The following is a 24,193-nucleotide window of genomic DNA, read 5'->3' on the forward strand; positions in this document are numbered from 1 at the left end:
TCTGGGCCCTCGGGGGCGCGATGACGTCGGGACGACTTGTGCAGCACTGGCGGGTGAGCAACCGCCAGCGCGACGACGTCGGAACCGTTTGTGCAGCACTGGTGGGTGACACTCCCTCGGACCCGCCACATCTGTACAAATGCCTCAGACAACCCGCCGCATCTGTACAAGGGCTTTGCGTCCACTGTCGCCCCGCTGGGATTTCGGTCGGCGACGCCTAGGTGGCGATCAGCGTGGAGCGCGCCGCGTCGAAGCCCGCCACCGAAATGGACCACCCGGGCCGGGCGAAGGCTTCTGCGGCCAGGCGGACGTGATGAATCGTGGTGGCTTCGCCGGGTCGGACGACCGTCCGGGTAACACCGTTGGCGACATAGCCGAGGTTCCGGGACACCGCCAACGACGCCGCGTTCCAGGAGGCAGCATCAGAGACGGCCCACTTGGCACCCAGGTAATCGAAGGCGAACTGCAGGACGGCAGACCGCATCTCGGTACCCAGCCCCTTCCCTTGCTCGGCTTGGGTGAGCCACGAACCGGTATGCACAGTACGCTGGATGCTCAGGTCGCGTGCTGAGAGGTCCTGCACGCCGATCACCCGTCCCCCACAACACACCGCCAGGTTCAGGGTCCAGTTCTCCGGCTCGACAGTGGTGCGCTGCCGCCACTGGTGCCGCGCCGTGCCCTTGATCAGTTCGTCGCGTGGCGCGTCGGTCCAGGGCACACCGAAGGGCATCACTGCCGGATCGTGGATACCGGCGAGGACCGCGTCGATCATGCCTGGTAGCTGCTCATCGCGGACAGGGTTCAGCGTGAGCCGGGGCGTGGAGATCTGCAGGCCGAAAAGCGGCCAGACGTCCTCAAGGCGTGTCATGCGTTGCGCGGTTGCGCCGTATCTTCATGATCCGGCTGATGACGAAATAACCGACTAACAGGATGACCGACACGATGACGATCTTCTGGAAAACATCCGCGTAGGCTTCGACCACATGCCAGTTCTCTCCCAGATAGAAGCCAGCCATGACGAAAATACAGTTCCAGATGAGGCTTCCAGCGGTGGTCAGTCCCAGGAATTTCCAGACCGGCATTCGTTCAATGCCCGCGGGTATGGACACCAGGCTTCGGAAGAGCGGGATCATCCGGCCAAAGAACACCGCCTTGTACCCGTGGCGGCTGAACCAGGCCTCGACCCGGTCCACGTCCTGCAGGTCCACCAGCGGCACCCGGGAAACGATGGCACGCATCCGGTCGCGGCCCAGCCAGGCCCCGAGCAGATAGAGCGCGAGGGCGCCGACCACCGATCCGGCGGTTGTCCAGAAGATGGCTTCGAACAGGGTGAAGCTGCCTCGGCTCGCGGTGAAGCCTGCCAGCGGCAGGATGACCTCGCTGGGCAGGGGTGGGAACAGGTTTTCCAGGGCAATCGCCAGCCCCGCGCCAGGCGCGCCAATGGTTTCCATCATGGACACGGCCCAGTCGGAGATGGAATCCAGCCAGGATCCTCCGCCTGAGGGTGCGCCAAGTGTTGCGGGGAGGGAAGTCGAGTGCAGGAGAGTAGTCATATCCCGATCAAGTTTGCCTTACGATCCTGGTTATCGCCTGCGCCGCGCTAGCTCAGGGCATCGACAAGGTGCGGCACCAGTGCCGCAAAGGCCTGTGCCCGATGGCTGATCGCGTTTTTTTCCGCTGGGGTCAGCTCGGCACAACTCACCTGCATGCCGCGTGGTTGCAGGATCGGGTCGTAGCCGAATCCCCCGGTGCCTCGCGGTGCCGTCAGGAGTGAACCTTTCAGCTCACCCCTGGTGACGTGGGCGGTGCCGTCGGGCAGGGCCACCGCTGCCGCGCAGACAAACGACGCTCCCCGTTGCTCAGCCGGGATATCGCCCAGCTGCGCGAGCAGCAGGCTCAGGTTGGCTTCGTCGTCGCCGTGGCGCCCTGACCAGCGTGCCGAGAAGATTCCCGGAGCTCCACCGAGCACGTCGACCGCTAGGCCGGAATCGTCGGCGACGGCGACGAGCCCGGTCGCGGCGGCCACTTCCCGTGCTTTCAGCAGCGAGTTCGCTTCGAAAGTGGTGCCGCTCTCGACGACGTCGGGCGCTCCCGCTGCCTGCGCATCGATCACCTGCGTATCCACATCGAGACCGGGGACCCTCCCGCGCAGCAGCTCCCGCAGTTCCCGGAGCTTGCCAGGGTTGCGGGTCGCCAGGACCAGCCGGGCTCCCTCGGGACGCGAGGCTGCCTCGGGGCTCTCAGGCACCTGCGCCCTCGGCGAGAATGTCGAGTTGGATCTGGGTCAGCTGGGAGGTACCGAGCAGGGCCAGATCCAGGAGCGCGTCCAGCTCGTCCCGGTCGAAGGGTGCGCCCTCAGCGGTGCCCTGCACCTCGACGAACTTGCCGCTGCCGGTCACCACCACGTTCATGTCGGTTTCGGCGCGCACGTCCTCGACGTATGGCAGGTCCAGCATGGGGACCCCGTCGATGATGCCGACGCTGACAGCTGCCACCGTGTCGATGAGGGGCCGGGCCGAGGCAGCGATGAGCTTGTTTTCCTTGGCGTAGCGGATTGCCTCGGCCAGCGCCACATAGGCGCCGGTGATGGCGGCGGTCCGGGTGCCGCCGTCGGCCTGCAGGACGTCGCAGTCCAGCACGATGGTCGTCTCGCCCAGCGCCTTGGTGTCGATGATCGAACGGAGGGACCGCCCGATCAGGCGGGAGATTTCGTGGGTCCGGCCACCGATCTTGCCTTTGACTGATTCACGGTCCGACCTGGTGTTGGTGGCTCGCGGCAGCATGGCGTACTCAGCTGTCACCCAGCCCTTCCCTTCGCCCTTGAGCCAGCGGGGAACTCCCTGCGTCAGCGAGGCGGTGCACAGGACGCGGGTGTTACCGAACTCGATGAGGGCAGAGCCCTCAGCCTGCGTGGACCACCCGCGGGTGATGGTGATGGGCCTGAGCTGGTCTGCGGTCCGACCGTCGGCCCGAAGCGGGGCAGCGGCAGTGGAGGAAGTGTTTGCGGGATTCATGGGGTCAAGTCTACGGGGCATGGCTCTACGGGCGGGGGCGAGCTGCGCTCAGATCTCGTAGGACACGCCCGCCACGGCCACAGCAAGGTCGCCCTGGTAGCTGGTCCTGGCTTCCTCTACAGTCCGGTTGGCGTCGTTCCAGACCGGGATGTGGGTCAGCAGCAGCCGGTCCGACGACGCCGCTGCCGCCACCTGCCCGGCGCGCCTGCCCGTGAGGTGCACACCCTCGATCGCGTCGTCGCGGCCCTCGTGGAACGCGGCTTCGCAGAGGAAAACATTGGATCCGGAGGCAGCCTCGATCAGCCCCTCACAGGCGTCGGTGTCACCGGAGTAGGTCAGCACCCGCGGTGGGTCCCCCGGATTCTCCCCCGCCACCTCGACGCGGAGGGCGTAGGCCTCCTCAACCGGGTGCAGCACCGGGTACGGGGTGATTTTGAACGGGCCCACGGTCACGGAGCCGCGGGAGCTCCACTGGTGGAAGTCGAAGTCCTCGTGCATCCCCGGATCGAGCTCCAGGCCGTACGCGGTCGCCATCCGGTCCGCGGTTCCCCCGGGACCCCACACCGGGATGCGCGGCCGGTTCCAGCCGTTGGGGTCCCAGTGCACAGCGACGTGAAGGCCACAGAGGTCCATACAGTGGTCGGGATGAAGGTGACTCAGAAAGACTGCGTCAATGTCGCGAAGGTCCATGTAGCGCTGCAGTGCCCCCAGTGCCCCGTTGCCCAGATCCAGGAGGATCCGCCAGGTTCTCGTGCCCTCGCCGTCGGGAACGGTGGCGGTGACCAGATAGCACGACGCCGGTGACTGGGGGCCGGGGAAGGAGCCACTGCAGCCCACAATGGTCAACTTCATGGGCGGGAGGTCCCCAATGCGTCGGCGCGGGCGGTAGCGATCATCTCGGGGGTGATCCGGGCCATGCTCCCGGTCGGGTACTGCGCTGCCACGTGGTCCACGTGTTCGACGCTGAGCACCTCGGGCCCGAGGAAGCGACGGGCCAGTTCCCCGAAGCGCTGGGCGTCTCCGGTAGCTACGAAATGGTGCTTCGGCGGGGAATCCCCCACCCGCTCCAGATCGTGGGAGATCAGGGCCCGGTACACATCCTTGGCGGTCTCCTCGGCGCTGGAAACCAGTGTGACCGCGTCCCCCATGACATAGGAGATTGCCCCGGTCAGCAGCGGATAATGCGTGCATCCCAGCACCAGGGTATCGACCCCCGCGCGCTTGAGCGGTTGCAGGTACTGCTGCGCCGTGGAGAGAAGTTCGGGACCGGAGGTGATCCCCGCCTCAACGAACTTGACGAAATCGGGGCAGGCGGCCGAGGTAATGGACAGGTGCGGCGCGGCGGCAAACGTGTCCTCGTAGGCACGGGAGCCCACCGTCGCGGACGTCCCAATGACACCGATCTTTCCGCTGCGAGTGGACGCGACGGCACGCCTGACGGCTGGCTGGATCACTTCGATCACCGGGATGCCGTACCGCGCCGTGTAGCGTTCGCGGGCGTCACGGAGGACCGCGGCAGAGGCAGAGTTGCAGGCGATCACCAGGAGTTTCACTCCGGAGTCGACCAGTTCATCCATCACGCCGAGCGCATGTGCGCGGACCTTGGCGATGGGGAGCGGCCCGTAGGGGCCGTGAGCGGTGTCCCCGACGTACAGGATCGACTCCCGCGGCAGCTGATCGATGACGGCGCGGGCGACGGTCAACCCCCCGACGCCCGAATCGAAGATACCGATCGGGGCCTCGGTTCGTTTCAGCGATGAAATCTCACCCGGGACGTTGGTCATAATCTACCGACCATAAGACGTGCGACAGCCATTAGACGAACCCGCGGCCAGTGCAATTAGTCACAGCGCGGGAGCGCGCCGGCAGGATCATCACTTGTCCTTGAGCCCAAACAGGGCCTGGATCAGTGACTCCTGCAGCCAGCTAGCGAAGTTGTAGACGAGTGCCAGGTAGGTCTCGACGTCGTCGGCGTCGGCGACGTCGTCAATCTCGTGGAGGCGGGCGGCATCCTCGTCGGATTCAATCTTCAGCCGGTCCGCGAGGACCAGCCGAACGTCGTTGAGGGCACGCGCCATCAGCCGCGCCTGGTCCGCGCTCAGGGTCATCGGGCTGGATTCCAGCAGCAAGGCGCTGCCGCGCAGGGTGCCGATCTTGTCTTCCCGCAGTGACCGTTCGGTCAGCCGGCGGAACTCGAGCGCCTCGTCGTCGTCGTTGCGGACCGCATCCGGCAGCAGCCGCCGGACAGCACTGTCGGAGGGGGCAACGGCGACGCTGTCCACCCCGACCATCGCGGCGAGCGGATCGGCGTCGGCGGGCTCGGCGGGCTCCAGCAGCTCAATGATGTCCTCGAACAGCTTGCGCAGCAGCTGCCGCTCCCCCGGGTCCAGGGTGCCGATGATCCCTCGGCGGGTTGCCTTGAATGCCTTGGCCAAAAAATCTCCTTAACGCACAGTCAACATCGAAAATAGTGGTTGCTCGGGTGAGCTGGGGCAGGCGCTAGGGTTCGTCGGACTTCTGGAACGTCGCCCACAGCCCGTAAGAATGCATGGCGAGCGTGTCTCGTTCAGCTTCCTCACGGCTTCCGCCAGCCACCACCGACTTGCCCGCCTCATGGACTTCCATCATGAGCTTGTGCGCCTTGGCTTCGCTGTAGCCGAAATAGGTCTGGAACACGTAGCTGACGTAGCTCATCAGGTTCACGGGATCGTTCCAGACGATCACCACCCAGGGGATGTCGCTGGCCGTCAGCTGGTCCGTTTCCTCGAGGCGTTCGGTGTCCGGAGCGGTGCCAACTGTCATAGAACCATTGTAGGACCGGGCACCACCTGAAGAGTCCGGGTATCTGAGGGTGCAGAGGGGCTAGAGTTTTGCTTGTGAGCCCCACCGACGCCGCCCCGGTCATCAGCACCCGGGCCAACACCGCCCTGTATACGGACCACTATGAGCTGACCATGCTGCAGGCCGCCCTGCACTCGGGGGCAGCCCACCGGAAGTCAGTGTTCGAGGCCTTTGCCCGCAGACTCCCGGAAGGACGGCGCTACGGCGTGGTTGCCGGAACCGGGCGGCTGCTTGAAAGCCTCGAGAACTTCCGCTTCGGTGCGGAGCAGCTCGACCACCTGTCCTCAGCGTCAGTTGTGGACAGCATGACGCTGGACTGGCTGGCCAACTTCCGTTTCAGCGGAAACATCTGGGGATACGCCGAGGGCGAAGCCTACTTCCCGCACTCCCCCATCCTGATTGTCGAGGGCACTTTCGCCGAAGCCTGCATCCTGGAAACCCTGGTGCTGTCCATCCTCAACCACGACAGTGCGATCGCCTCTGCCGCGTCCCGGATGACTGGCGCGGCCGGCCAGCGGCCCTGCATCGAGATGGGATCGCGCCGCACCCAGGAAGAGGCTGCGGTGGCGGCCGCGCGGGCCGCGGTAATCGGCGGCTTCGCCAGCACCTCCAACCTTGAGGCGGGCCGGCGGTACGGCGTGCAGACGGTCGGTACCGCCGCCCACTCCTTCACCCTGCTTCACGACTCCGAGCGGGACGCCTTCACAGCGCAGGTGGCCGCGCTCGGCGCCGGCACCTCGCTGCTCGTCGATACCTACGACGTCGAACGGGGTGTCCGGACGGCAGTCGAGGTGGCCGGTCCGGCGCTGGGTGCGGTCCGGCTCGACTCCGGCGACCTGGTGGCCCAGGCCCGCTGGGTCCGCCAGCTCCTGGACGACCTGGGCAACCACACCACGCGCATCGTGGTGACCTCCGACCTCGACGAGTTCGCGATCGCGTCGCTTGCCTCTGCACCGGTGGATTCCTACGGCGTCGGCACTTCACTGGTCACCGGGTCGGGAGCTCCCACGGCGGGTCTCGTCTACAAGCTGGTAAGCAGGACCGACGACGACGGCGAGTTCGTCTCGGTCGCCAAGTCCGCGCTGAACAAGGCCTCACGGGGTGGGCGCAAGTACGCCCTCCGTCGGCTGGACGACGCAGGCACCGCCACCGCCGAGGTGGTGGGCATCGGCCGATCCCCCCACGACGACGGCAACGACCGCCCTTTGCTGCAGCAGTTCGTCAGCAACGGCGAGATCCTGCCCGGCTGGACCGGCACAGAGGGTGTCCGGCGGGCCGTGGCCCACCACAGCGCGTCAATGACCGAGTTGCCCGGTTCCGTCATGCGGCTGCAACGCGGAGAACCTGCCATTCCCACCGAGTATGAGGAGGAGCCATGACCCGAGCCCTGATTATTGTCGACGTCCAGAATGATTTCTGTGAGGGAGGCTCCCTAGCAGTCGACGGAGGCGCCGACGTCGCTGCACGCCTGAGCGACTTCATCGACGCTGAAGGTGGGGAGTTCGACTACATCGTCGCCACCCAGGACTGGCATATCGATCCTGGAGCGCACTTCTCGGACACCCCCGACTACCGTCACTCCTGGCCGGTGCACTGCGTCGCTGACACCAAGGGGTCCCAGTTTCACCCGGAACTGGACACCGAGAACGTTGAGGCAGTGTTCCGGAAGGGACAGTTCGAGGCGGCCTATTCGGGTTTCGAAGGGGTCCTTGCCCCGGAGGACGAAGTGCCGACCGGAGAGCAGAAGCTCGGCGCCCTCGACGATCTGACGCCTGACGAACCCGTCACGCTCGACGACTGGCTTCGTGAACGCGAGGTCGACGAGGTCGCCGTAGTGGGCCTTGCCACTGATTTCTGTGTCAGGGCAACGGCCCTGGACGCCGTTGCGGCCGGCTACAGCACCGCGGTGCTGCTGCGCTACACCCGGGGAGTCCATCCCGACGGCGTCGAGACCGCCCTCGAGGAACTTGAGGACGCCGGCGTCGAACTGGTGGACTAGGCCCCACTTACCAGTACATGACGGCTGTCTGACCCGACTGTCCTGCCCAGTACAGCCGGACCCTGAGCACATATCTCCTGCCTTGGATCAGTCTCGCGCTGAACAGCGCATTGCGGTCCTCCCCACTGTCATCGTCGCCAGCGAGGAACCGTGGCTCACCGTCGATCTCCTCGAACAACACGAGCACTGTATCCGCCGTGCCGAAGGTACCGAGTTGGTAGGAACGGGACGACGGCGGGTCGATCACGAAGTCGGCCTGTGCCCCGGGGGCGAGTGACAACGACACGGATTCGAATGGCGTGAGCGCTGGGGAGGACCCGGTGAGCCCGGGATAGCTTCGCCGCGCCCACTCCTGGTCCACCGCCGAGAGCCCACCGGGGGGTGTCAACCCGTCACTGAACTCCGCGGGCTCGGTAATCAGCCCCGCGGGGAACCAGTACTCCATCACCGAGTCAGGGTCCCAGTTGGACCCCTCGACTTCGTGGGTATTGATCTTCCGGAGGACATTGTGGAAGGTCTGCTCCCGGGTCCACCTGTTGGGTGCCCCGGTGAAGTACTCATAGACCTTCTGTTCGTTCCACACAATCCCCGCGAAGGGGTTCTGGTGTTCATGCGGCAGGCCCAGGGTATGCCCAATCTCGTGCAGGGCCGTGGTCCTGCCGTAGTCAGTGGTGAGGTCCCAGCCGAAGTTCATGGTGGGCTCGTTGGCCCCGATGCCCAGAACATCCTTTCCGAGGTAGGACCAGGACCCGTCGCCCTGGTCGAAGTTGATCCGGATCTCCGCCTCACCAGGGTCGCCCACCTCAGCGAACTCCAGGCCGATCCCGAGCGCTTTCCACTCGGCGAAGGCACTCCGGACCGCCTGCTGCTGGGCGGCAGGGCCACCCAGGAAGTGATAGTGCAGCACCGTGCCGTTGACCCATTTGGTCCTCAGCAACACAATGAGCCGCATCCGCGGGTCCGAAATGCCAGCGGGTAGGGCAATCGGGATGCGGGGCTTGGGATTGCAGTGCGGTCGCGGTTGGTCCTCTGACATGTCGTGCTCCTCGGGCGCCGTTGGTCGCCTGGACGTTCGTCCAGCCGAATTCGATCACACCATTCCTCGCGTTACTCGGGTGTTATTTATTTGTTCCCCCATCTTGAAATTCGGTGCGAATAAATAACACTCGGATAACGGTCTCTTTGTACAGTTTTAATTTCCACTGCAATACCCAATAACTGACCTTCAACCAATGATTGAGGATGAACACCATGACACGGATTACCACTGAGGTGGACCAGGTACTCGAGCAACTCGTCGCCGAACGGCGGGAAGAGGTGGTGGACCTGCAGAAGGCGGAGGCCAACCAGCTGGAACAGCTGGAGAAGAGCGGCGCCGCCCGGCTGAGCCAGTTGCAGAAGGAATTGCCGGACGAGCTTTCCAAGGCCCTCGCGGCGCAGGACAAGACCCACCAGGACCTCGCAGCCGACACGGCCAAGGACACCGAGTCAATTGTCGAGAAGATGTCAGGCTACGAGGTAGCCCCGGAAATCGCTGCCGCAGCCCATCCGGGACTCGTGCGGGGCAGCCTCGCCGCTGAGCCGAGCGCCGTCGGCTGGGTCTATCCCTACTACGGAACGCTGCACGGATCGAACGGGGCGGTGTACTGGCAGGGGTACAACCCGGGGAACATTGACGCTTCAACTTTTGCCAGCGGCGCGGGATCCGGCCTGTTCGGTACGGGCGCCGGCTCGTTCACCGTCTACATGGACTGGTGGTTCACCTACCAGGCACCGCAAAACCGCAACTACTCCCACACCGTCTACGTCCCCTTCAACGGATTCCATATTGTGAAGGCTGATGACGGGTTCTGGGATTCCAAGGAAGCGAAAGTCAAGATCGATCTGACGACAATTGGCTACCAATACAACTACAAAGCGTCGGCAACAACAAACGTGCTGAGCATTTCGGACGACAACATCAATATCAATGATCGATTTGATGGCTGGCGGACCATGTACTACGCGCAACTGCTCGGTGCGGACCAGGCCTATCTCCGGGTGACCGCATCACTGTACGTCTATGCCAGGGGCGGTGGTTCCCACGCACAACTGAACTTCAGTGATGGGGCGGCCAACTATTTGGGCGTGCCAGTAGTCTCGGTCGACTAGCTCCCCGGCCCGGTCACGCGGCGGTAGAGTCTGCCCTACTTCCGGCCGATGAACCAGTCCTGAAGCTTCTTCAACCGTCGCTGCAGCTGATCCTCATTGGCCTGGGCAACGGCGGGGCCGCCGCAAGCCTTCCGCAGTTCGGTGTGCACCACGCCGTGCGGCATTCCGGACCGCGCGGACCACGCCGAGACGTTCTTCGCGAGCTCGCCGCGCAGTTCGGTCAACATCCGGTGATCCACGACCAGCGGCTCCGGCGCTGGCGCAACGGCTCCCCCCTTGCGTCCACGCCGGGTCTGCTGCTCTTGCTGGCGCTGCCGCAGCAGCACTCCCACCTGATCGGCGTCGAGCAGCCCGGGAATGCCCAGGAAGTCCTGTTCGTCCTCGCTCCCCATCTCCCCGCCGGTGCCGAACTCGCCGCCGTCGAACAGCACCCGATCGAAGGACGCCTGCGACTCGAGCGCCTCGAACTTCTGCTTGGTCAGTTCGTCGGAGGCCTTCTCGGAACGGTTCGCCTCCTCCATCAGCGCTTCCTCGGGGGCAAACCCGTCCTCGTCGGTCGCTGGCCGATCCAGGGCGTGGTCCCGCTCCAGCTCCAGCTGGTTGGCGAGGATCATCAGGTTGGGAACCGAGGGCAGGAAGACCGATGCGGTTTCCCCCCGGCGTCGCGCACGCACGAAGCGTCCTACCGCCTGGGCAAAGAACAGGGGCGTTGCCGTGGACGTCGCGTAGACGCCGACGGCGAGCCGCGGCACGTCGACACCTTCGGACACCATCCGGACGGCCACCATCCAGCGCTGCTCGCCGGCCGAGTACTCTTCGATCTTCTCGGAGGCCTTTGCATCATCCGAGAGAATCACCACCGGGGACTCACCGGTGATTCTCTTCAGGAGACCGGCGTAGGCGCGGGCGTCGTCGTGGTCGGTCGCAATCACCATCCCGCCAGCGTCGGCCACCGTCCGGCGCACCTCGGAGAGTCGCTTGTCGGCGGCCGCGAGGACCGCAGGGATCCACTCACCGGTCGGGTTCAGCGCGGTTCGCCAGGCGTGCGCGGTGATGTCCTTGGTGACAGCCGCCTCACCCAGCGAGGCAGCCATCTCCTCACCGGCGCTGGTACGCCAGCGCATCTGCCCCGAGTAGGCCATGAAAATCACGGGACGCACCACGTGGTCCCGGAGGGCCTCGCCGTACCCGTAGGTGTAGTCGGACTTCGAACGCCGGATGCCGTCGGCATCCGCTGCGTATTCAACGAACGGAATAGCGGCGGTGTCCGAACGGAACGGGGTACCGGTCAGCGCCAGGCGCCGGGTCGCCGGCTCAAACGCTTCACGGATACCGTCACCCCAGGAGAGGGCGTCGCCGCCGTGGTGAATTTCGTCGAGGATGACGAGGGTCCGTGCGGCCTCGGTCTTGGCGCGGTGAAGCATCGGTTTGCTGGCCACCTGCGCGTAGGTCACCGCCACCCCGATGAAGCCCTGGCCGTGGCGGCCGTCGGCATTCCGGAAGTTGGGATCAATGGCCAGGCCGATCCTCGCGGCGGCATCAGCCCACTGCCGCTTCAGGTGGTCCGTCGGCGCGACGATGGTGATCCGGTTGATAGTGCCGCGCTCCACCAGCTCGGTGGCGACCCGCAGTGCGAAGGTGGTTTTACCTGCGCCCGGGGTGGCTACAGCGAGAAAGTCCTGGGGGCCGGTACTGAAGTATTTAGCGAGTGCCTGTTCTTGCCACTGGCGCAGCTTGGGGGCGGTGCCCCACGCTGCCCGTTCCGGGTAGGCCGGCGGCAGCGACGCACCTGTGGCAGGGGCAACGCCAAAGAGCATGTTATTACTCACGCTTAAGAAGAGACCTTTCCATGCCTACGGGTGTCTGGGTGCGGGTGCGCTTGGTTCATCGGTGGACCCCAGTGCCCCCCTCAAACCGGCAACTATACCGGCAACCGCGAAGAGGCACAGAGCCAGCCAAATCGCAACAAACACGCCCACCTGTCCTGGGTCGGACGGGTCACGCAGTAGGGCGAAAAGCCCGCCGGCGATAGTGGTTCCCACCACCCCGCCAAGCTGGTCGCTGAGCTGCAGCGACGACGAGTTCTTCCCCCGCTCCTGCGCGGGTGAGAGCTTCAGCACCAGCACCGAGGTGCTCGACAGGGTCATTCCCATCGCAAAGCCAGCCAGCGTCCAGACCAGCACCAGGACCCAGAAAGGCACTACCGGGTCCGAGGTGAGCGCCAGCAGGCCGATGCTCATCGAAAGCACCGACGCCCCGATCACCAGCAACCATTGCCTGCGGAACGTGACCCGTGCCTGCACAAAAGCCCCGGCGCTCCAGCCCAGCGCACCGGCGCTAAGGCTCAGCCCGGCGGTCGCCTCATCCATCCCCCGGGAGGTGACCAGCATCAGCGGCAGGAATGCCTCAGCACCGAAGAACGCGGCCGTCACCAGTCCGCGGGTTGCAATAATGCTGGGCAGCCCGGGAGCCAGGCGCACTGTCCCTTTCGGCAGGAGCCGGGGTAAGGTCACCGCAGCAACGATCACGCCAGCGACGGCGAGCGCCACCAGGAGAGCTGCCCCAGCGGCATCGGCCATTTCCTGCGCCGCGAGACGGTTGACAGCAAACTGGGCTGCCAGGACTCCCCCGGCAAGCCCCAACCCGGTAAGGGCGCGTCGTCGTCCGTCGTGCCGGTTCCCGGCGCCGGGCTCGGGTGGTGCGAGGGCAGCGGTTTTCGGCCAGACCAGGGCGAAGGCGGCGAGGACGATCGGTGCCACCCCGAGAAAGACCAGGCGCCAGCTGGCTTCTGCCGCCAGGTAACCGGCCACCGCCGGCCCGATCAGCGAGGGCAGCACCCAGGCTGCGGACAGCCAACCGAAGATCACCGGTTGGCGGTGCTGGGGATAGGCTCCCCCGATAATCACGTAGACAGCCACCACCATAAAGCCACCGCCCAGGCCCGAGACGGCCCGACCAGCGGTGACCATCCAGAACTCACCCGCAGCACCCGAGACCAGCAGCCCTGCGATCATGCCGAACATGCCCACGGCGAGTGCTGGACGTGCACCCACCCGGTCACACCAGGTACCGGCAATCACCGTGCCCAGCAGCGACGCCGTGAGGTACATCGAAAAGGCCAGGCCGTACCCGGAGACTCCATCGAGGTCCGCGACCACCGCAGGCATCGCCGTCGTCACCGCCATCGCCTCGAAGGCGGCACAGGTGATGATGGCGATGATCCCGATGGTCAGCGGGCGAAGGTTCGCTGCCTCGCCGTCGGCTTCAGAGCCCGTGACGGGGCGGGCGGGGTGATCTGTCATGAATCCTTAGTGAACCTACGACGACGGCGGGCAGGCGCGCACGCGGACCACCGCGGTCCCGGGACGAGTTCAAATCCGGGGACCGCTCCCATGAGGTGGTGCTATTTGTCCTTGTCGTCCTTGCCAGGGCGCATTCCGTTGTAGATGTCCTTGCACTCCGGGCAGACCGGGAACTTCTGCGGGTCGCGGCCCGGCGTCCACACCTTGCCGCACAGGGCGATCACTGGTTCGCCCGACAGAGCGGACTCCATGATCTTCTCTTTGCGGACGTAGTGGGCGAGGCGTTCGCGATCGCCTGGCTCCAGCTCTTCGCGGAGCTCCTCGCGCTCCAGCGTGGCGGTGGAGCCTGAACGCTGGGGATCAGTGCGGGGGTCGTTGCCGGGATCATTGTCAAAAGGGTCTGCAGGCGTACTCATGCGTCCATCCTATCCTTGCTTCCTGACCATCCTGCCGGGCGTATACCGGCCTAGATTCCCTGCCAGGGGGGTTTGTTGGCGTAAGTATGGCGATAATAATCGCCCAGTTTCAAGCCCGAGGCCGCCGCATCATCAATCAGGATGGTGGCGTGTGGGTGCATCTGCAGAATGGACGCCGCGCACACCGCCGCCACTGGGCCCTCGACGAAATCGTGGACGGCACGGGCCTTCTGGGCACCGGTCGCGATCAGTACCACATGCCGGGCGTCCATGATGGTCCCGAGGCCCTGGGTCACCACGTGATGGGGCACTTCGTCGATGCTGCCGAAGAACCTGGCGTTGTCCTTTCGGGTCTGCATGATCAGCGACTTGATCCGGGTCCGTGACACGAGAGAGCTGCCCGGTTCGTTGAAGCCAATGTGTCCATCGGTCCCCACCCCCAACAGCTGCAGGTCGACGCCGCCCGCCAGCCGGATGGCCTCCTCGTAAGCCGCGCAGGCTGCCGGTATGTCAGTCGCGGCACCGTCGGGGCTGTGGACGTTCCCCGGGCGGATGTCGATCCGGTCGGTAAACTCCCTGCGGATCACTTCCCGGTAGGACTCGGGATGCCCGGCGGGAAGCCCCACATACTCATCCAGCGCAAAGCCGTGGGCTGCCGCGAAGCTCAGGCCGTCCCGCTGGTGCCGGGTCGCCAGTTCGTCATACACACCGAGCGGAGATGACCCGGTGGCCAGCCCCAGGACAGCGTCAGGTTTGCGCCGCACCAGCGCCTCGATCGCATCCGCTGCGAGCGTGGCGATGGCCGCCTGGTCGGGCAGGATAACAACTTCCATCCACTGTCCTCTTGTTGTGGCCGGGTTCTTCAGGACCTGCCTACTTGTTGACCGAAACCGCCTGCAGCAGTTCCGGCGCCCTGCGGTCGTACCATTGTCCGCCCACCTTCAACCCGACGAGGAGCAGGACGGTTCCCAGCACGCATCCCACCAGCAGGGTGAGCCAGCCGAAGGCACTGTTTCCGGTGACCAGGTAGGCAATAGCGAGCCCCAGTTCCGGGATGACCAGCACCAGTAGGACCAGCCAGCCAATCATCTGGACGGCAAACATCGAGAACCCGGTACCAGGTGGAGTCTTCAGCGGGCTCTCCCCCGGCAACGGCACGTTGTAGGTATACCGAGCCGAGACCACGCTGGAGAACCCGATGCCGGTCAACAGGACGCCGATGGACAGTCCAAGCATCATGGGGAGGTCTTCGAGGCTACCGGAGATCCACAGCGGTGCGATGGTGAACACCAGCACCGCTGGCGCCGAAATCACCGCGACGGCCAAGGCGCGTCCGGCCCGGTCGGCCCGGCCGCTGACCCCCGTGGACAGGTGCAGCCAGAACGCAGTGTTGTCGTAGGAGATGTCGGCTGAAATGGACCAGGCGAGCAGGAAGGCGATGATCGGCCCCACGAAGTTCAGCAGCGTGTAGTCGCCCGACTGCGCCGCGAAGAACAACATCAGCAGCGGGACCAGCGGAACGATCACGATCGACCCTAGATAGCGCGGATCCCGTGCCCAGTAGGTCAACGCACGGGCCGCCACCGCCCCGGTGGGGGTGGCTGGGAAGCGGCCGAAGAACCCCAGGTTGCCGGCTCCCTTCCGGGTGACCGCATTGTAGGCGGGGGTGACCAGGGCCCTCGCCAGGTTCAGCTGCCAGAGCCAGGCCAGCAGGGCAAGCACGCCGACGCCGAGGACGAACCGCAGCGCAGCGGTGAGGTAGGCGCCGTCGGCAACGTCGGCGGGCACCGCCCAGAAAACCCCCAGCGGGGTCCACCCGAGGATCGCCGCGAGCTCGTTGGCAAAGCCCGGGGACTGCTCAAAACCTGTCGCGACACCGGCGATGATCGGCCCCACCAGAATCAGCGGCACCAGGATCACCATCGAGCTGACGTCCTTGAACCGGCGGGAGGAGGTGAGGGAAATGACGGCTGTGGTGGCCAGCCGGGAGGCGACCACGCAGAGCAGCACGGCGAACACCGCGCAGATCAGGGCTGCCACGGCGGCGGCCGGGTAGCGGATCCAGGTTCCCACCTGGGCCAGGGAGGCCAGCAGGGTGACGATCCCCGGAATTCCGATCACCGCCCCTAGCGCCAACCCGATAATCAGTTGCCTCATCGGCACCGCGAAGGTGACAAACCGGGCCGGGTCGAGGGTCATATCGATGCCGGAGGAGACCATCGGCACCACGATCCACCCGAGGACGACCACTGACCCGCCAATGACCAGCACGTTGCGGATCACCGTGGGGTCGGCGCTGCCGAGGAACACCAGACCAACAATGAGGAGGCCCAGCATCCCCAGACCGTACAGGCCGCCCAGGATGACACCGATCAGCGCCCAGGTGCTGCGTTTGAGGGAGTTCCGGAGGAGGGTGAGTTTGAGCCTTAGGAGGTGCGCAACCATGTGAGCCCCTCAGCAGTGTTCCGGCCACCCACCAGTTCCACGAACCGGTCCTCAAGACTCGATTCCCCGCGCACCTCGTCCACGGTGCCGGCCGCGAGCACGGTTCCCGCGGCGATGACAGCCACGTGGTCGCACATCCGCTGCACCAGGTCCATCACGTGACTGGAGACGATGACCGTCCCGCCGGAACCGACGTAACTGGCGAGGATGTCCCGGATGTTCGCGGCCGACACCGGATCCACCGACTCAAAGGGCTCATCGAGAACCAGGAGCGACGGCGCATGGATCAGCGAGGAGGCCAGCGCGATCTTCTTGGTCATACCTGCCGAATAGTCGACCACCAGGGTGCCGGCGTCATTGGTGAGGTCCAGGGCCCGGAGCAGGTCGGCAACCCGCTCGGCGACAGTGTCCCGGTCCATGCCGCGCAGCAGCCCCGCATAGGTGACCAGCTGCTCGCCGGTCAGCCGGTCGAAGAGCCGGACACCGTCGGGAAGGATTCCCATCAGCTTCTTGGCTTCGAGGGGATGCTCCCAGACGTCGACTCCGTGCACCCAGGCCTGACCGTGGTCCGGTCTGAGCAGTCCCGTCGCCATCGATAGCGTGGTGGTTTTGCCCGCGCCGTTGGGGCCCACCAGTCCGTAGAAGGACCCGGCCGGGACATCGAGGTCGACACCGTTGACGGCAATCTTCTCGCCGAAGCGCTTGGCGAGCCCGCGGATGACGAGCGCAGGGCTGTCCGGAACTGAAGATCCGCCGGCGGCATCGGGAGACAGGGGAAGGGTGGGTGAACTCATCCCCCAACGCTAACAACGCTGACGTCTTCTCCTCGTCATCCAAAGGGACGAATTACCGCCCTGGATTTTCCGCCCCCCGGATGACCTGTGTCCCTGAAGCGGGAACCGGATCTAGAACAGGGCGCGCGCGAGTGCACCGCGGGCTTTGGAGACCCGTGGATCAGCGATGCCGACGACGTCGAATAGTTCCAGCAGCCGCACACGTGCTGCTTCGCGCGGCTCCCCTGCGGTGCGGCCAATGAAGGCCACGATGCGGGAGAACGCGTCCTCGACGTGTCCCCCTGAGACATCCAGGTCCGCCACGGCCAGCTGGCTCTCAAGGGTGTCTGGTTCGTCGGCTGCGCGCTGGCGGACAGCTGCCGCATCAACGTCCTTGAGCCGCTGCATCAGCTCCACCTGGGCGAGTCCGGCCTTGGCTTCGGCGTCTGCGGGTTGTTCGGCCAAAGCCTGGCGGTAGGAAGCCGCCGCGGCGAGATAGTCCCCGGCCTCGATGGCGTCAAAGGCGGCCTGGTGGAGTGGTGGCAGCGGTGGCTCCTCGGCAACGGCCTCGGTACCCTCCGCGTCAGCACCCTCCCGGAGCGACCCGGCAACCCCATTGGCGCCCGCCACTTTCAGCAGTTCGTCGATGAAGGAACGGATCTGCTGTTCGGGGAGGGCACCCTCGAACAGGGGCACCGGCTGCCCCTTAAGAACGGCGACTACTGTCGGTACGGTCTGGGCCTGGAATGCCTGGGCGATCTGCGGCTGCGTCTCGACATCCACCTTCGCCAGCAGGACCTTGCCATCGTGTTCGACGACAATGGTTTCCAGCGCGGCGGTGACACGGGAGGATTCCTCGCTCCAGCCAGCCCGCAGGTCAACGATCACTGGGACCTGCGAGGACAGCTGCACCAGCTGGGGGAAGCTCTGCTCGGTGACCTCGACCACATAGGGGCTGCCGGCAGCCCCGGCACCGCCGGCGGGCGGGGCTGACGCCGGCTGGCCGTTGCCCGCCGCCGGTGCGCCGGCCTGGGGCGCCGTTCGCGCAGCTTCGGCGCGCGCCTTGAGCGCCGAAAGGTCAACGGCTCCGTGCAGGTTCATTGACGACGGCGGGAGAGGCCCGCGGTTGTTCGGAATGCTCATGGTTCCACCTTTATTCGTTGGAAGTCATTTACTCGTGGGTAGGAATGCGTGGGGCTCGCCCTGGACTAGCGCAGCTCGGCCGACAGCAGTTGCTGGGCAGCGCCGATGACCCGGACGCGTTCGCCGCTCTCTTCGGTGGGCACATACATCATGACCGCTTCGCCGTAGCGCACGTCAATGCCCTCGTCGGTGGAGGTCTCGCCGGTGAGCGACTCGTAGACAGTGCCATCAAGATCGATTGAATCACCGGATCCCCGGGGAACGCTGGAGTAGGTGTGGTTGAGGTATCCGAAGACCATCGCACCGCCGTCGCTGGTGGCGAGGGCATGCGTGTAATCGGGTTCCGACGCGTGGACAAAGGTGATCCTCGCCGAGTCGTTGTCTGGATCCGCCACAACCTCCGACTGGAAGGACGTGATGGCATCGGCGAAGGAGTTCTCGTCGAAGGTGTCGGCGTTGTCGCCGTCGGGCTCGGAGAGGAAATCCGCAATGGCGTTCATGGCCGTCTGCGGTGCGTAGGCAAGACCCGGTGCGTTATCGAGCGGGACCTGAGCCACGCCGCCCGCGCCCTCGGAGCTGGGGAAGGTTGTTCCGGGCAGCATCTGGATAGCCGCGCTGAGGTTGTAGTTGGACCGTGGGTCCTGCTGCACCAGCACCAGCGCCTGAGGCACTGGATTGTCCTCGGACTGCGTGAGGGCCACTACCGTGCGGGGCCAGCTGGGATCGGAGGAGATCATGGTGGTCAGGATCGGCTCGGCGGCGACCGGCGTGGGCTCCGGGATGTCGGAAGCCTCGGCGCGGACAGCATAGTTGGCGGTCCGCAGCGCCAGCGCTGCCTCGGCGGCGCGCGGTGCAAGCAGCTCGGCGTCGGCGGCCGCGTCACCCTCGGCGACGACGGTGGCGACCGACGCGAGGATTCGCTCCAGCTGGCTTTCGAGCAGGACCGGCGGCTGTTCCTCGGTCTCCTCCGCCGCGGGTGAGGGACTTGGCTCTGAGGAGGTGGCGTGGGCCGCGCCCAGTCCGGAGGCAGTGAGCCCCATGACGACAACTGCCACGCTGAAGGGCGCCGTGCCCTTCCGGCCCTGCTTGTTGCGGGCCTCGAGGGTGCGTGCGTGGGCCCGCGAACCCTCCACGGTGGGACGGCGGTCGCGCTTGGGCCTGACGAAGAACAGTGCGATCCCGAGGATGACGACGAGGGCACCGATGACGATGAGGGGAACCGCCCAGGAGGTGGTCTCCTCGTTGGGCCAGGTAATCGAGACGTCGGTCGGGGCGGCGTTTTCGCCGTCGGACGCGAGCAGGATGGACCACTCCCCGTCGGCCGGGTCGAGCCAGCGGTGCGTGACACTGCCGTCGGCGCTTTCCTCGCTGGTCCAGAGGTCGGATCCGCTGGGGTCCGGGACCGTCTGCTCGCCGTCGGTGAACGTGGTCTGGAGGCCGTCCTCGTCAATTCCAGTCACCCGAAGGTGGGCTGCGTCGCCCACCCAGGCGTCGACGTCGCTGGCCCGGCCCACCGCGAGGGTGAAGGTTCCCTCCGAGCGGACAGTGATGTCGACGTCGTCAGCTCCGGGATCCTTGGCGCCCGCGTCGATCACAGTCACCGGACCGCTCTCGGCCCCGGCCGGCACCGAAGCTGTCACTGTCTCGGAAGGGGACCAGAAGGTAAGCTGTGCGATGCCCACGAGCATCAACAGCACTCCGATCACCAGGGCTGGAACTGCAATCTTGAAACGCACTCAAATACCTATCGTTGCTCGCGCGCAGCACGGCCACGCTTCATGCGCCGACGGGTCTCCGGCGGCGCCATTGTCTGTGCAAAAGCTTGATCTCACCTTCCATCGTAACTAACTTCACCTGTACGGCAGGATTTTTGTGGAGGGCGTCACTATCGGTTGGAATCACCCTGGTCCCGTGCACGACGGCGGGCCGGTCACCGTGCAGGGCCCGTCCGGCTCGCCTGTTAGTGTTTCGCTAACGTGCAATGGCTCTGGACGACAGCCACCCCTCGCAGGCACTACTGGGAAAGCAGAACAAAAGCGTGAGCGATAATCAGGAAGTTCCGGTAGGCGAGCCGCTCCCCCGGCCCACTGCCCCACCCCGCGTGCCGAACGGGCACACGGCGGGCTCGCCCGACGAAGCCTCCCAGCCGGGCCTGCTCGCCGCGATCCTGCACCGGTTGCGCAGGCCCATTCCCGGGGCCCAGCCCCGGCTGAGGTTTGAGTTCCCTCCGGAGCGCACGCCCGATCCTGTGCCCTTCGACGATGACGTGACCCTCGCCGACGAGCGGTTGAAGTTCGGCAACTCCCAGCCCCGATCGATGCGCCACCACCCCATCCACTTCGGATTCATGGGCACCGTGGGTGTAGGCCTGGCTCTCCTCGCCTACTTCATGATCACCAACGTGGGCCAGTTGCTGCTCTGGATCGGCGCAGCCCTGTTCATTGCGCTCGGACTGGATCCCATCGTCCGCTGGCTGGAAAAGAAGCGGGTGCCGCGCCCGGCCGGTATCGCCGTCTCACTGTTGCTCCTTGCCAGTCTCATCGCCGGATTCTTCGCAACCCTGATCCCCACCATCGTGAACCAGACGAGCCAGTTTGTGGAGCGGGCCCCCGGGTTTGTCGATGACTTCCTGAACTCGGATTTCTTCCAGACGGTCGACGAGCAGTTCCAGGTGAGGGAACGGGTCACCGATGAGGTCAACAACTTCTTCGACAATTCGGAGGCCGTAGGCGGAATCTTCGGCGGCGTTCTCGGAGTGGGAACGGTCATCCTCAACAGCCTGTTCGGCACGCTGATCGTGTTGGTGCTGACCCTGTACTTCCTGGCCTCACTGCCCGCGATGAAGAAGTGGGCCTACCGCCTGGCCCCGCGCTCACGCCGCCCACGGGTCGAGTCGCTGGCCGAGGAGATCACCAGCAGCGTCGGCAACTATGTGATTGGCCAGGCGTGCGTCGCCCTGCTGAACGCCACCTTTGCCTTCATTTTCATGACCATCGCCCAGGTTCCGTTCTCGGTTCTGCTGGCCTTCGTCGTCGTTCTGCTGGCCTTCATTCCGCTGGTGGGGGCGCTGATCGCCGCTGTCATCGTCACGCTCGTTGCGTTGACCGCAGGGTGGCAGACCGCCTTGCTCTTCGCTGTGCTCTACATCGCCTACCTGCAGGTCGAGGCGTACTTCATCTCTCCCCGCATCATGCAGCGGGCGGTAGCGGTCCCCGGCTCGGTGGCGGTGATCGCCGTGATTGCCGGCGGCAGCCTGCTGGGCGTGCTCGGCGCACTCATCGCCATTCCGACCGCCGCCGCCGTGATGTTGCTGCTCAAGGAAGTGTTCATCGCCCGCCAGGACGGGCAGTAGCCCGGCCGACGATGCGGCCAGGCTACAGAATACGGCCAGCCTAGGAAGCGGTGGCGGCCGACCCGGTCCAGGTGGTCGGCAACGAATCAGAGCTGCCGGGCAGCACGGTATCGGCTATCTCGTCCAGAACCCGTGCAGCGTACTTCTCTCCCACCCACAGGTGCTTGGCTCCGTCCACACCGATGACCTCGGCCTGGGGCACCCGGGCAAACCGGGTCGCGGCTGCGGCTGGCTGAAGATAATCGTCGTGCTCGGGCACCAGAACCTTCAGGGGAAGACCGGACGCGGCCCACGCATCAAGATCCTCGTCCCCAGCCCGATGCAGCGGCGGGGACAACAGGATTGCCCCCTGAATTGCCGAGGCGATCGGCTCAGTGGCACCGTACTTCAGGCACAGCTCGGTGCCGAAGGACCAGCCAACCAGCCAGATGTTCTCCGGGTGGCGCTCGGCTGCCCAGGCGACTGCCGCCTCAATGTCCGCCTGCTCCGCGGCGCCGCCATCGAATTCGCCCTCGCTGCGGCCACGCGGCGAACTGGTGCCACGGGTGTTGAAGCGCAGCACTGCGATGTCGGCCAGCGCCGGCAGCCTGAAAGATGCCTTGCGGAACACGTGCGAGTCCATGAATCCGCCAGCGGTGGGCAGCGGATGCATGGTTACCAGGGTGGCCAGGGGCGGCCTGTCCACCGGTTCGGCGAACTCACCCACCAGCGTCAACCCGTCGGATGTCCGCAACTCGATGTCAGTGCGGGTCGCGGGGAGGACCGTTGATGCCCTGATGTCCATTGGGCCGTCGGAATCGGTGAAGTCATAGCTGGAAGGCGTCGAAGTCATCGTTTCAGTCTAGGGGAATCCGGGATGGCCACCCGGTGCGCGGTGCGACCCTGCACCGTCGTCGGCTCAGTACTTGTAACTACGGGTCCGCCAGCAGTTCACGTGCCAGTGGCGTCGTCCGGCCAAGCCGGCGGCAGCACCGAACAGTGAATCTTCCTGCCAGACGACAAGGTGGGCGAGGCCCGAGGGAATCACCCGGTGGCAGCCCGGACAGATGTAGTCCTTGGCAGCGTTGCGCTCGGTGATCCGACGTACTGACCACTCGCCGTCGGGCGCGCTTTCGTGGCTGGGAATGCCGGCACGCGCCCGCTCAAGATCGATCTCGGGCACCGGCCCGGCCTTGCGCCCGGGTTGAGCTGTTGGTCTCCCTGGGCGACGGGGACGATTGGAACGCGGCATGGATCAAGTCTGCCCGATGAATTAGATCGACGGAGACGCCCAAAAACATTGCACCATGTGGTTCAGTAAAATATACTGAACCACATGGTTCACTCTGAATTGCTCGACAGCACCTTTGCGGCCCTTGCCGACAGCACCCGCCGGGATGTCCTGGCCCGCCTTGGCGCTGGCCCCGCGACAGTCTCCGAACTCGCCGAACCCGCCGGAATCACAGTGACCGGCATGGCCAAGCATGTGAGGGTGCTGGAGGAGGTCGGGCTTGTGACCACGGAGAAAGTCGGCCGCACCCGGCAATGCCGTCTCGGCACTGAACGACTGGATGACGCAATGCTGTGGCTCAACTTCTATCAACGACTCTGGGACCGCCGCCTGGACGGCCTCGACGCGTACTTCACCCTCCAGAAAGGACAAGACCAATGACCGATACCACCACTCCCCTGACCCTCCGCATCGAGCGGATCCTTCCTGCAACCCCGGAAGAGGTGTTTGATGCGTACACCGACGCCGAAAAACAGAAGATCTGGTTCTCCATCCTTGATGAGCGGCCGGGCATCGTGGAGATCGAAGTGGACCTCCGGGTTGGAGGACAACAGACAGCGGTGTGGGGGCCCGATGCAGACACCCTGTTCAGGGAAACCCAGACCTTCCTCGAGATCGACCGCCCACACCGGCTGGTCACCGAGTCATCCGGCAGCAGCCCCGACGGCATGACGATGACCACCCGCATCGAGATCACCTTTGAGCCGTCCGGCGAGGGCGGCACCCTGATGGCCATTGAGCAGTCAGGCTTCCCTGTCCCAGAGGTCAGGGACTTCTTCGCTGCCGAGGTCTGGCAGGGCGCATTGGCACGGATCGAGGCATTCCTGCTGCGCGAACGGGAGCAGGGGTCATGACCCCCCTTCTGGTGAGCTCCACTCACCGTCCAGGGGCGGTTCTCCGCGCCGCTGCTCTAACTGCCATCGGAGCAGGAGCGGCCCTCGCCGTCGCTCACTTCCTGAACCCCTTTCTCGATCCCGGCTGGAGTGTCATCAGCCAGTACGCGCTTGGCGACCAGGGCTGGATTCTGCCCGTGGCGTTCGTGCTGCTTGCTGCCGCTTGCTCCTCTCTGGCGGTTGGCCTTCCGCCAGGACGCCTGCGCCGGGCCGGACGGATAGGTCGCATGCTCCTCTTCGTCGCGGCTGCCGGCCTGGTCATCGCCGCGGTCTTCGCCGTCGGGAGTCCCCTGCACGACGTCGGGTCTCTCCTGGGCAATGTTGGCCTCGCTGTCGGGGCGGTCCTGGTGGGGCGGGACCTGCGCCGGGGTCTTGATCAGCGGGAACGCTACTGGTCAGCAGCCGCAGCCCATGCGCCGTGGGTATGTGCTGTTCAGATGGGCGCCCTGATCTCGACTGGCACCTGGGGCGTGGGGCTGCTCAACCGTGCGGTGGTGCTTGCGTACATTGTCTGGATCGTGCTCGCGACCCGACAGGTAACAGCAACCGCAGGCCACTAAGTACCCTCCAGAACCCCTGACCTCCGTTTCGGGG

At 65.5% G+C, this 24,193-nt stretch carries 26 protein-coding genes; 7 read left to right on the plus strand and 19 right to left on the minus strand.

Translation table 11 applies throughout. The features are described 5' to 3' along the window. Positions 1–217: 217 nt before the first annotated feature. The 8 genes from HMI58_RS02435 to clpS form a co-directional block, all read right to left on the minus strand. A complete protein-coding gene (locus tag HMI58_RS02435) occupies positions 218–868 on the minus strand; it encodes a GNAT family N-acetyltransferase (RefSeq protein ID WP_171618043.1) in 651 nt (216 codons plus the stop codon). Next, on the minus strand, positions 855–1,553 hold the full coding sequence (locus HMI58_RS02440; protein ID WP_171618044.1) for a DedA family protein: 699 nt from the start codon (positions 1,551–1,553) through the stop codon (positions 855–857). Before HMI58_RS02440 ends, HMI58_RS02435 begins: the two co-directional genes overlap by 14 nt. A gap of 47 nt (positions 1,554–1,600) precedes the next feature. Then, positions 1,601–2,248: an RdgB/HAM1 family non-canonical purine NTP pyrophosphatase gene (rdgB, locus tag HMI58_RS02445; protein ID WP_171584237.1), complete on the minus strand. Its 648-nt coding sequence runs from the start codon at positions 2,246–2,248 to the stop codon at positions 1,601–1,603. Then, a complete protein-coding gene (rph, locus tag HMI58_RS02450; protein WP_171584236.1) occupies positions 2,241–3,014 on the minus strand; it encodes a ribonuclease PH in 774 nt (257 codons plus the stop codon). Before rph ends, rdgB begins: the two co-directional genes overlap by 8 nt. A gap of 48 nt (positions 3,015–3,062) precedes the next feature. Next, a complete protein-coding gene (locus HMI58_RS02455) occupies positions 3,063–3,866 on the minus strand; it encodes an MBL fold metallo-hydrolase (protein ID WP_171584235.1) in 804 nt (267 codons plus the stop codon). Beyond that, entirely contained in the window at positions 3,863–4,798 is a 936-nt protein-coding gene (gene murI, locus HMI58_RS02460) for a glutamate racemase (RefSeq protein ID WP_171618045.1), read from the minus strand. Before murI ends, HMI58_RS02455 begins: the two co-directional genes overlap by 4 nt. 90 nt (positions 4,799–4,888) lie before the next feature. Then, a complete protein-coding gene (locus HMI58_RS02465; RefSeq protein WP_171584233.1) occupies positions 4,889–5,449 on the minus strand; it encodes a DUF2017 domain-containing protein in 561 nt (186 codons plus the stop codon). Between the two features lie 64 nt (positions 5,450–5,513). Further along, positions 5,514–5,816, minus strand: coding sequence for an ATP-dependent Clp protease adapter ClpS (gene clpS / locus HMI58_RS02470; RefSeq protein WP_171584232.1), 303 nt, complete (start codon positions 5,814–5,816; stop codon positions 5,514–5,516). A 68-nt stretch (positions 5,817–5,884) separates the two neighbouring features. On the opposite strand from clpS, the gene HMI58_RS02475 reads away from it, so the two are divergent. Continuing rightward, positions 5,885–7,234 carry a nicotinate phosphoribosyltransferase gene (locus HMI58_RS02475; RefSeq protein WP_171584231.1) on the plus strand — a complete coding sequence of 450 codons (1,350 nt, stop codon included), beginning with the start codon at positions 5,885–5,887 and terminating at the stop codon, positions 7,232–7,234. After that, the gene (locus HMI58_RS02480; protein ID WP_171584230.1) at positions 7,231–7,854 is read left to right on the plus strand and encodes a nicotinamidase; all 624 of its coding nucleotides are present in this window, start codon (positions 7,231–7,233) and stop codon (positions 7,852–7,854) included. Before HMI58_RS02475 ends, HMI58_RS02480 begins: the two co-directional genes overlap by 4 nt. Positions 7,855–7,861: 7 nt before the next feature. Here HMI58_RS02480 and HMI58_RS02485 read toward each other — a convergent pair whose 3' ends face one another. Beyond that, positions 7,862–8,890, minus strand: coding sequence for a M12 family metallopeptidase (locus tag HMI58_RS02485; RefSeq protein WP_171618046.1), 1,029 nt, complete (start codon positions 8,888–8,890; stop codon positions 7,862–7,864). 215 nt (positions 8,891–9,105) lie between these two features. Here HMI58_RS02485 and HMI58_RS02490 point away from each other — a divergent pair, with 215 nt between their 5' ends. After that, a complete protein-coding gene (locus HMI58_RS02490) occupies positions 9,106–10,005 on the plus strand; it encodes a hypothetical protein (RefSeq protein WP_171584228.1) in 900 nt (299 codons plus the stop codon). A 35-nt stretch (positions 10,006–10,040) separates the two neighbouring features. On the opposite strand, the gene HMI58_RS02495 is transcribed toward HMI58_RS02490, so the two are convergent. The 8 genes from HMI58_RS02495 to HMI58_RS02530 all read right to left on the minus strand — a co-directional run bounded on the left by HMI58_RS02495 (position 10,041) and on the right by HMI58_RS02530 (position 19,820). Continuing rightward, a complete protein-coding gene (locus HMI58_RS02495; protein WP_171584331.1) occupies positions 10,041–11,822 on the minus strand; it encodes a DEAD/DEAH box helicase in 1,782 nt (593 codons plus the stop codon). Between the two features lie 36 nt (positions 11,823–11,858). Further along, positions 11,859–13,307 carry an MFS transporter gene (locus HMI58_RS02500; RefSeq protein ID WP_171618047.1) on the minus strand — a complete coding sequence of 483 codons (1,449 nt, stop codon included), beginning with the start codon at positions 13,305–13,307 and terminating at the stop codon, positions 11,859–11,861. A 101-nt stretch (positions 13,308–13,408) separates the two neighbouring features. Continuing rightward, positions 13,409–13,723: a DUF3039 domain-containing protein gene (locus HMI58_RS02505; protein WP_171584226.1), complete on the minus strand. Its 315-nt coding sequence runs from the start codon at positions 13,721–13,723 to the stop codon at positions 13,409–13,411. Positions 13,724–13,773: 50 nt separating this feature from the next. Continuing rightward, positions 13,774–14,556 carry a glucosamine-6-phosphate deaminase gene (gene nagB, locus HMI58_RS02510; RefSeq protein WP_171618048.1) on the minus strand — a complete coding sequence of 261 codons (783 nt, stop codon included), beginning with the start codon at positions 14,554–14,556 and terminating at the stop codon, positions 13,774–13,776. A 40-nt stretch (positions 14,557–14,596) separates the two neighbouring features. Further along, positions 14,597–16,168 (minus strand): transporter, encoded by a 1,572-nt coding sequence (locus HMI58_RS02515; RefSeq protein ID WP_171618049.1) that lies wholly within the window; start codon positions 16,166–16,168, stop codon positions 14,597–14,599. Then, entirely contained in the window at positions 16,150–16,962 is an 813-nt protein-coding gene (locus HMI58_RS02520; protein WP_225668083.1) for an ABC transporter ATP-binding protein, read from the minus strand. Before HMI58_RS02520 ends, HMI58_RS02515 begins: the two co-directional genes overlap by 19 nt. A gap of 111 nt (positions 16,963–17,073) precedes the next feature. Further along, complete coding sequence (locus HMI58_RS02525) at positions 17,074–18,084, minus strand: tetratricopeptide repeat protein (protein WP_171618050.1); 1,011 nt, start codon at positions 18,082–18,084, stop codon at positions 17,074–17,076. 65 nt (positions 18,085–18,149) lie between these two features. Continuing rightward, positions 18,150–19,820 (minus strand): hypothetical protein, encoded by a 1,671-nt coding sequence (locus HMI58_RS02530; RefSeq protein ID WP_171618051.1) that lies wholly within the window; start codon positions 19,818–19,820, stop codon positions 18,150–18,152. Between the two features lie 302 nt (positions 19,821–20,122). On the opposite strand from HMI58_RS02530, the gene HMI58_RS02535 reads away from it, so the two are divergent. Further along, the gene (locus tag HMI58_RS02535; RefSeq protein WP_318779211.1) at positions 20,123–21,436 is read left to right on the plus strand and encodes an AI-2E family transporter; all 1,314 of its coding nucleotides are present in this window, start codon (positions 20,123–20,125) and stop codon (positions 21,434–21,436) included. A 40-nt stretch (positions 21,437–21,476) separates the two neighbouring features. Here HMI58_RS02535 and HMI58_RS02540 read toward each other — a convergent pair whose 3' ends face one another. Together HMI58_RS02540 and HMI58_RS02545 are read right to left on the minus strand one after the other, a co-directional pair. After that, the gene (locus HMI58_RS02540) at positions 21,477–22,268 is read right to left on the minus strand and encodes an alpha/beta fold hydrolase (RefSeq protein WP_171618053.1); all 792 of its coding nucleotides are present in this window, start codon (positions 22,266–22,268) and stop codon (positions 21,477–21,479) included. A 66-nt stretch (positions 22,269–22,334) separates the two neighbouring features. After that, the gene (locus HMI58_RS02545) at positions 22,335–22,667 is read right to left on the minus strand and encodes a hypothetical protein (RefSeq protein ID WP_171584219.1); all 333 of its coding nucleotides are present in this window, start codon (positions 22,665–22,667) and stop codon (positions 22,335–22,337) included. 84 nt (positions 22,668–22,751) lie between these two features. Between HMI58_RS02545 and HMI58_RS02550 the strand changes: the two genes are divergently transcribed. From HMI58_RS02550 to HMI58_RS02560, 3 genes are read left to right on the plus strand one after another with little or no spacing between them, the layout of a single operon-like run. Beyond that, positions 22,752–23,087, plus strand: coding sequence for a metalloregulator ArsR/SmtB family transcription factor (locus HMI58_RS02550; RefSeq protein ID WP_171584218.1), 336 nt, complete (start codon positions 22,752–22,754; stop codon positions 23,085–23,087). Beyond that, positions 23,084–23,560 (plus strand): SRPBCC domain-containing protein, encoded by a 477-nt coding sequence (locus HMI58_RS02555; protein ID WP_171618054.1) that lies wholly within the window; start codon positions 23,084–23,086, stop codon positions 23,558–23,560. Before HMI58_RS02550 ends, HMI58_RS02555 begins: the two co-directional genes overlap by 4 nt. Next, positions 23,557–24,159: a DUF998 domain-containing protein gene (locus tag HMI58_RS02560; RefSeq protein ID WP_171618055.1), complete on the plus strand. Its 603-nt coding sequence runs from the start codon at positions 23,557–23,559 to the stop codon at positions 24,157–24,159. The genes HMI58_RS02555 and HMI58_RS02560 overlap by 4 nt, the downstream gene beginning before the upstream one ends. Positions 24,160–24,193 lie beyond the last annotated feature (34 nt).

This window comes from Arthrobacter sp. 147(2020) (assembly GCF_013116715.1).
In the GTDB taxonomy this organism is placed as follows: Bacteria; Actinomycetota; Actinomycetes; order Actinomycetales; family Micrococcaceae; genus Arthrobacter_D.

Excerpts from the sequence above, each read along its gene's own strand:
- HMI58_RS02435 (WP_171618043.1), bottom strand. The coding sequence starts at position 868 with ATGACACGCCTTGAGGACGTCTGGCCGCTTTTCGGCCTGCAGATCTCC.
- HMI58_RS02440 (WP_171618044.1), bottom strand. The coding sequence starts at position 1,553 with ATGACTACTCTCCTGCACTCGACTTCCCTCCCCGCAACACTTGGCGCA.
- rph (WP_171584236.1), bottom strand. The coding sequence starts at position 3,014 with ATGAATCCCGCAAACACTTCCTCCACTGCCGCTGCCCCGCTTCGGGCC.
- HMI58_RS02455 (WP_171584235.1), bottom strand. The coding sequence starts at position 3,866 with ATGAAGTTGACCATTGTGGGCTGCAGTGGCTCCTTCCCCGGCCCCCAG.
- murI (WP_171618045.1), bottom strand. The coding sequence starts at position 4,798 with ATGACCAACGTCCCGGGTGAGATTTCATCGCTGAAACGAACCGAGGCC.
- clpS (WP_171584232.1), bottom strand. The coding sequence starts at position 5,816 with ATGACAGTTGGCACCGCTCCGGACACCGAACGCCTCGAGGAAACGGAC.
- HMI58_RS02480 (WP_171584230.1), top strand. The coding sequence starts at position 7,231 with ATGACCCGAGCCCTGATTATTGTCGACGTCCAGAATGATTTCTGTGAG.
- HMI58_RS02485 (WP_171618046.1), bottom strand. The coding sequence starts at position 8,890 with ATGTCAGAGGACCAACCGCGACCGCACTGCAATCCCAAGCCCCGCATC.
- HMI58_RS02490 (WP_171584228.1), top strand. The coding sequence starts at position 9,106 with ATGACACGGATTACCACTGAGGTGGACCAGGTACTCGAGCAACTCGTC.
- HMI58_RS02495 (WP_171584331.1), bottom strand. The coding sequence starts at position 11,822 with ATGCTCTTTGGCGTTGCCCCTGCCACAGGTGCGTCGCTGCCGCCGGCC.
- HMI58_RS02500 (WP_171618047.1), bottom strand. The coding sequence starts at position 13,307 with ATGACAGATCACCCCGCCCGCCCCGTCACGGGCTCTGAAGCCGACGGC.
- HMI58_RS02505 (WP_171584226.1), bottom strand. The coding sequence starts at position 13,723 with ATGAGTACGCCTGCAGACCCTTTTGACAATGATCCCGGCAACGACCCC.
- nagB (WP_171618048.1), bottom strand. The coding sequence starts at position 14,556 with ATGGAAGTTGTTATCCTGCCCGACCAGGCGGCCATCGCCACGCTCGCA.
- HMI58_RS02515 (WP_171618049.1), bottom strand. The coding sequence starts at position 16,168 with ATGGTTGCGCACCTCCTAAGGCTCAAACTCACCCTCCTCCGGAACTCC.
- HMI58_RS02520 (WP_225668083.1), bottom strand. The coding sequence starts at position 16,962 with ATGAGTTCACCCACCCTTCCCCTGTCTCCCGATGCCGCCGGCGGATCT.
- HMI58_RS02525 (WP_171618050.1), bottom strand. The coding sequence starts at position 18,084 with ATGAGCATTCCGAACAACCGCGGGCCTCTCCCGCCGTCGTCAATGAAC.
- HMI58_RS02540 (WP_171618053.1), bottom strand. The coding sequence starts at position 22,268 with ATGACTTCGACGCCTTCCAGCTATGACTTCACCGATTCCGACGGCCCA.
- HMI58_RS02545 (WP_171584219.1), bottom strand. The coding sequence starts at position 22,667 with ATGCCGCGTTCCAATCGTCCCCGTCGCCCAGGGAGACCAACAGCTCAA.
- HMI58_RS02550 (WP_171584218.1), top strand. The coding sequence starts at position 22,752 with ATGGTTCACTCTGAATTGCTCGACAGCACCTTTGCGGCCCTTGCCGAC.
- HMI58_RS02555 (WP_171618054.1), top strand. The coding sequence starts at position 23,084 with ATGACCGATACCACCACTCCCCTGACCCTCCGCATCGAGCGGATCCTT.
- HMI58_RS02560 (WP_171618055.1), top strand. The coding sequence starts at position 23,557 with ATGACCCCCCTTCTGGTGAGCTCCACTCACCGTCCAGGGGCGGTTCTC.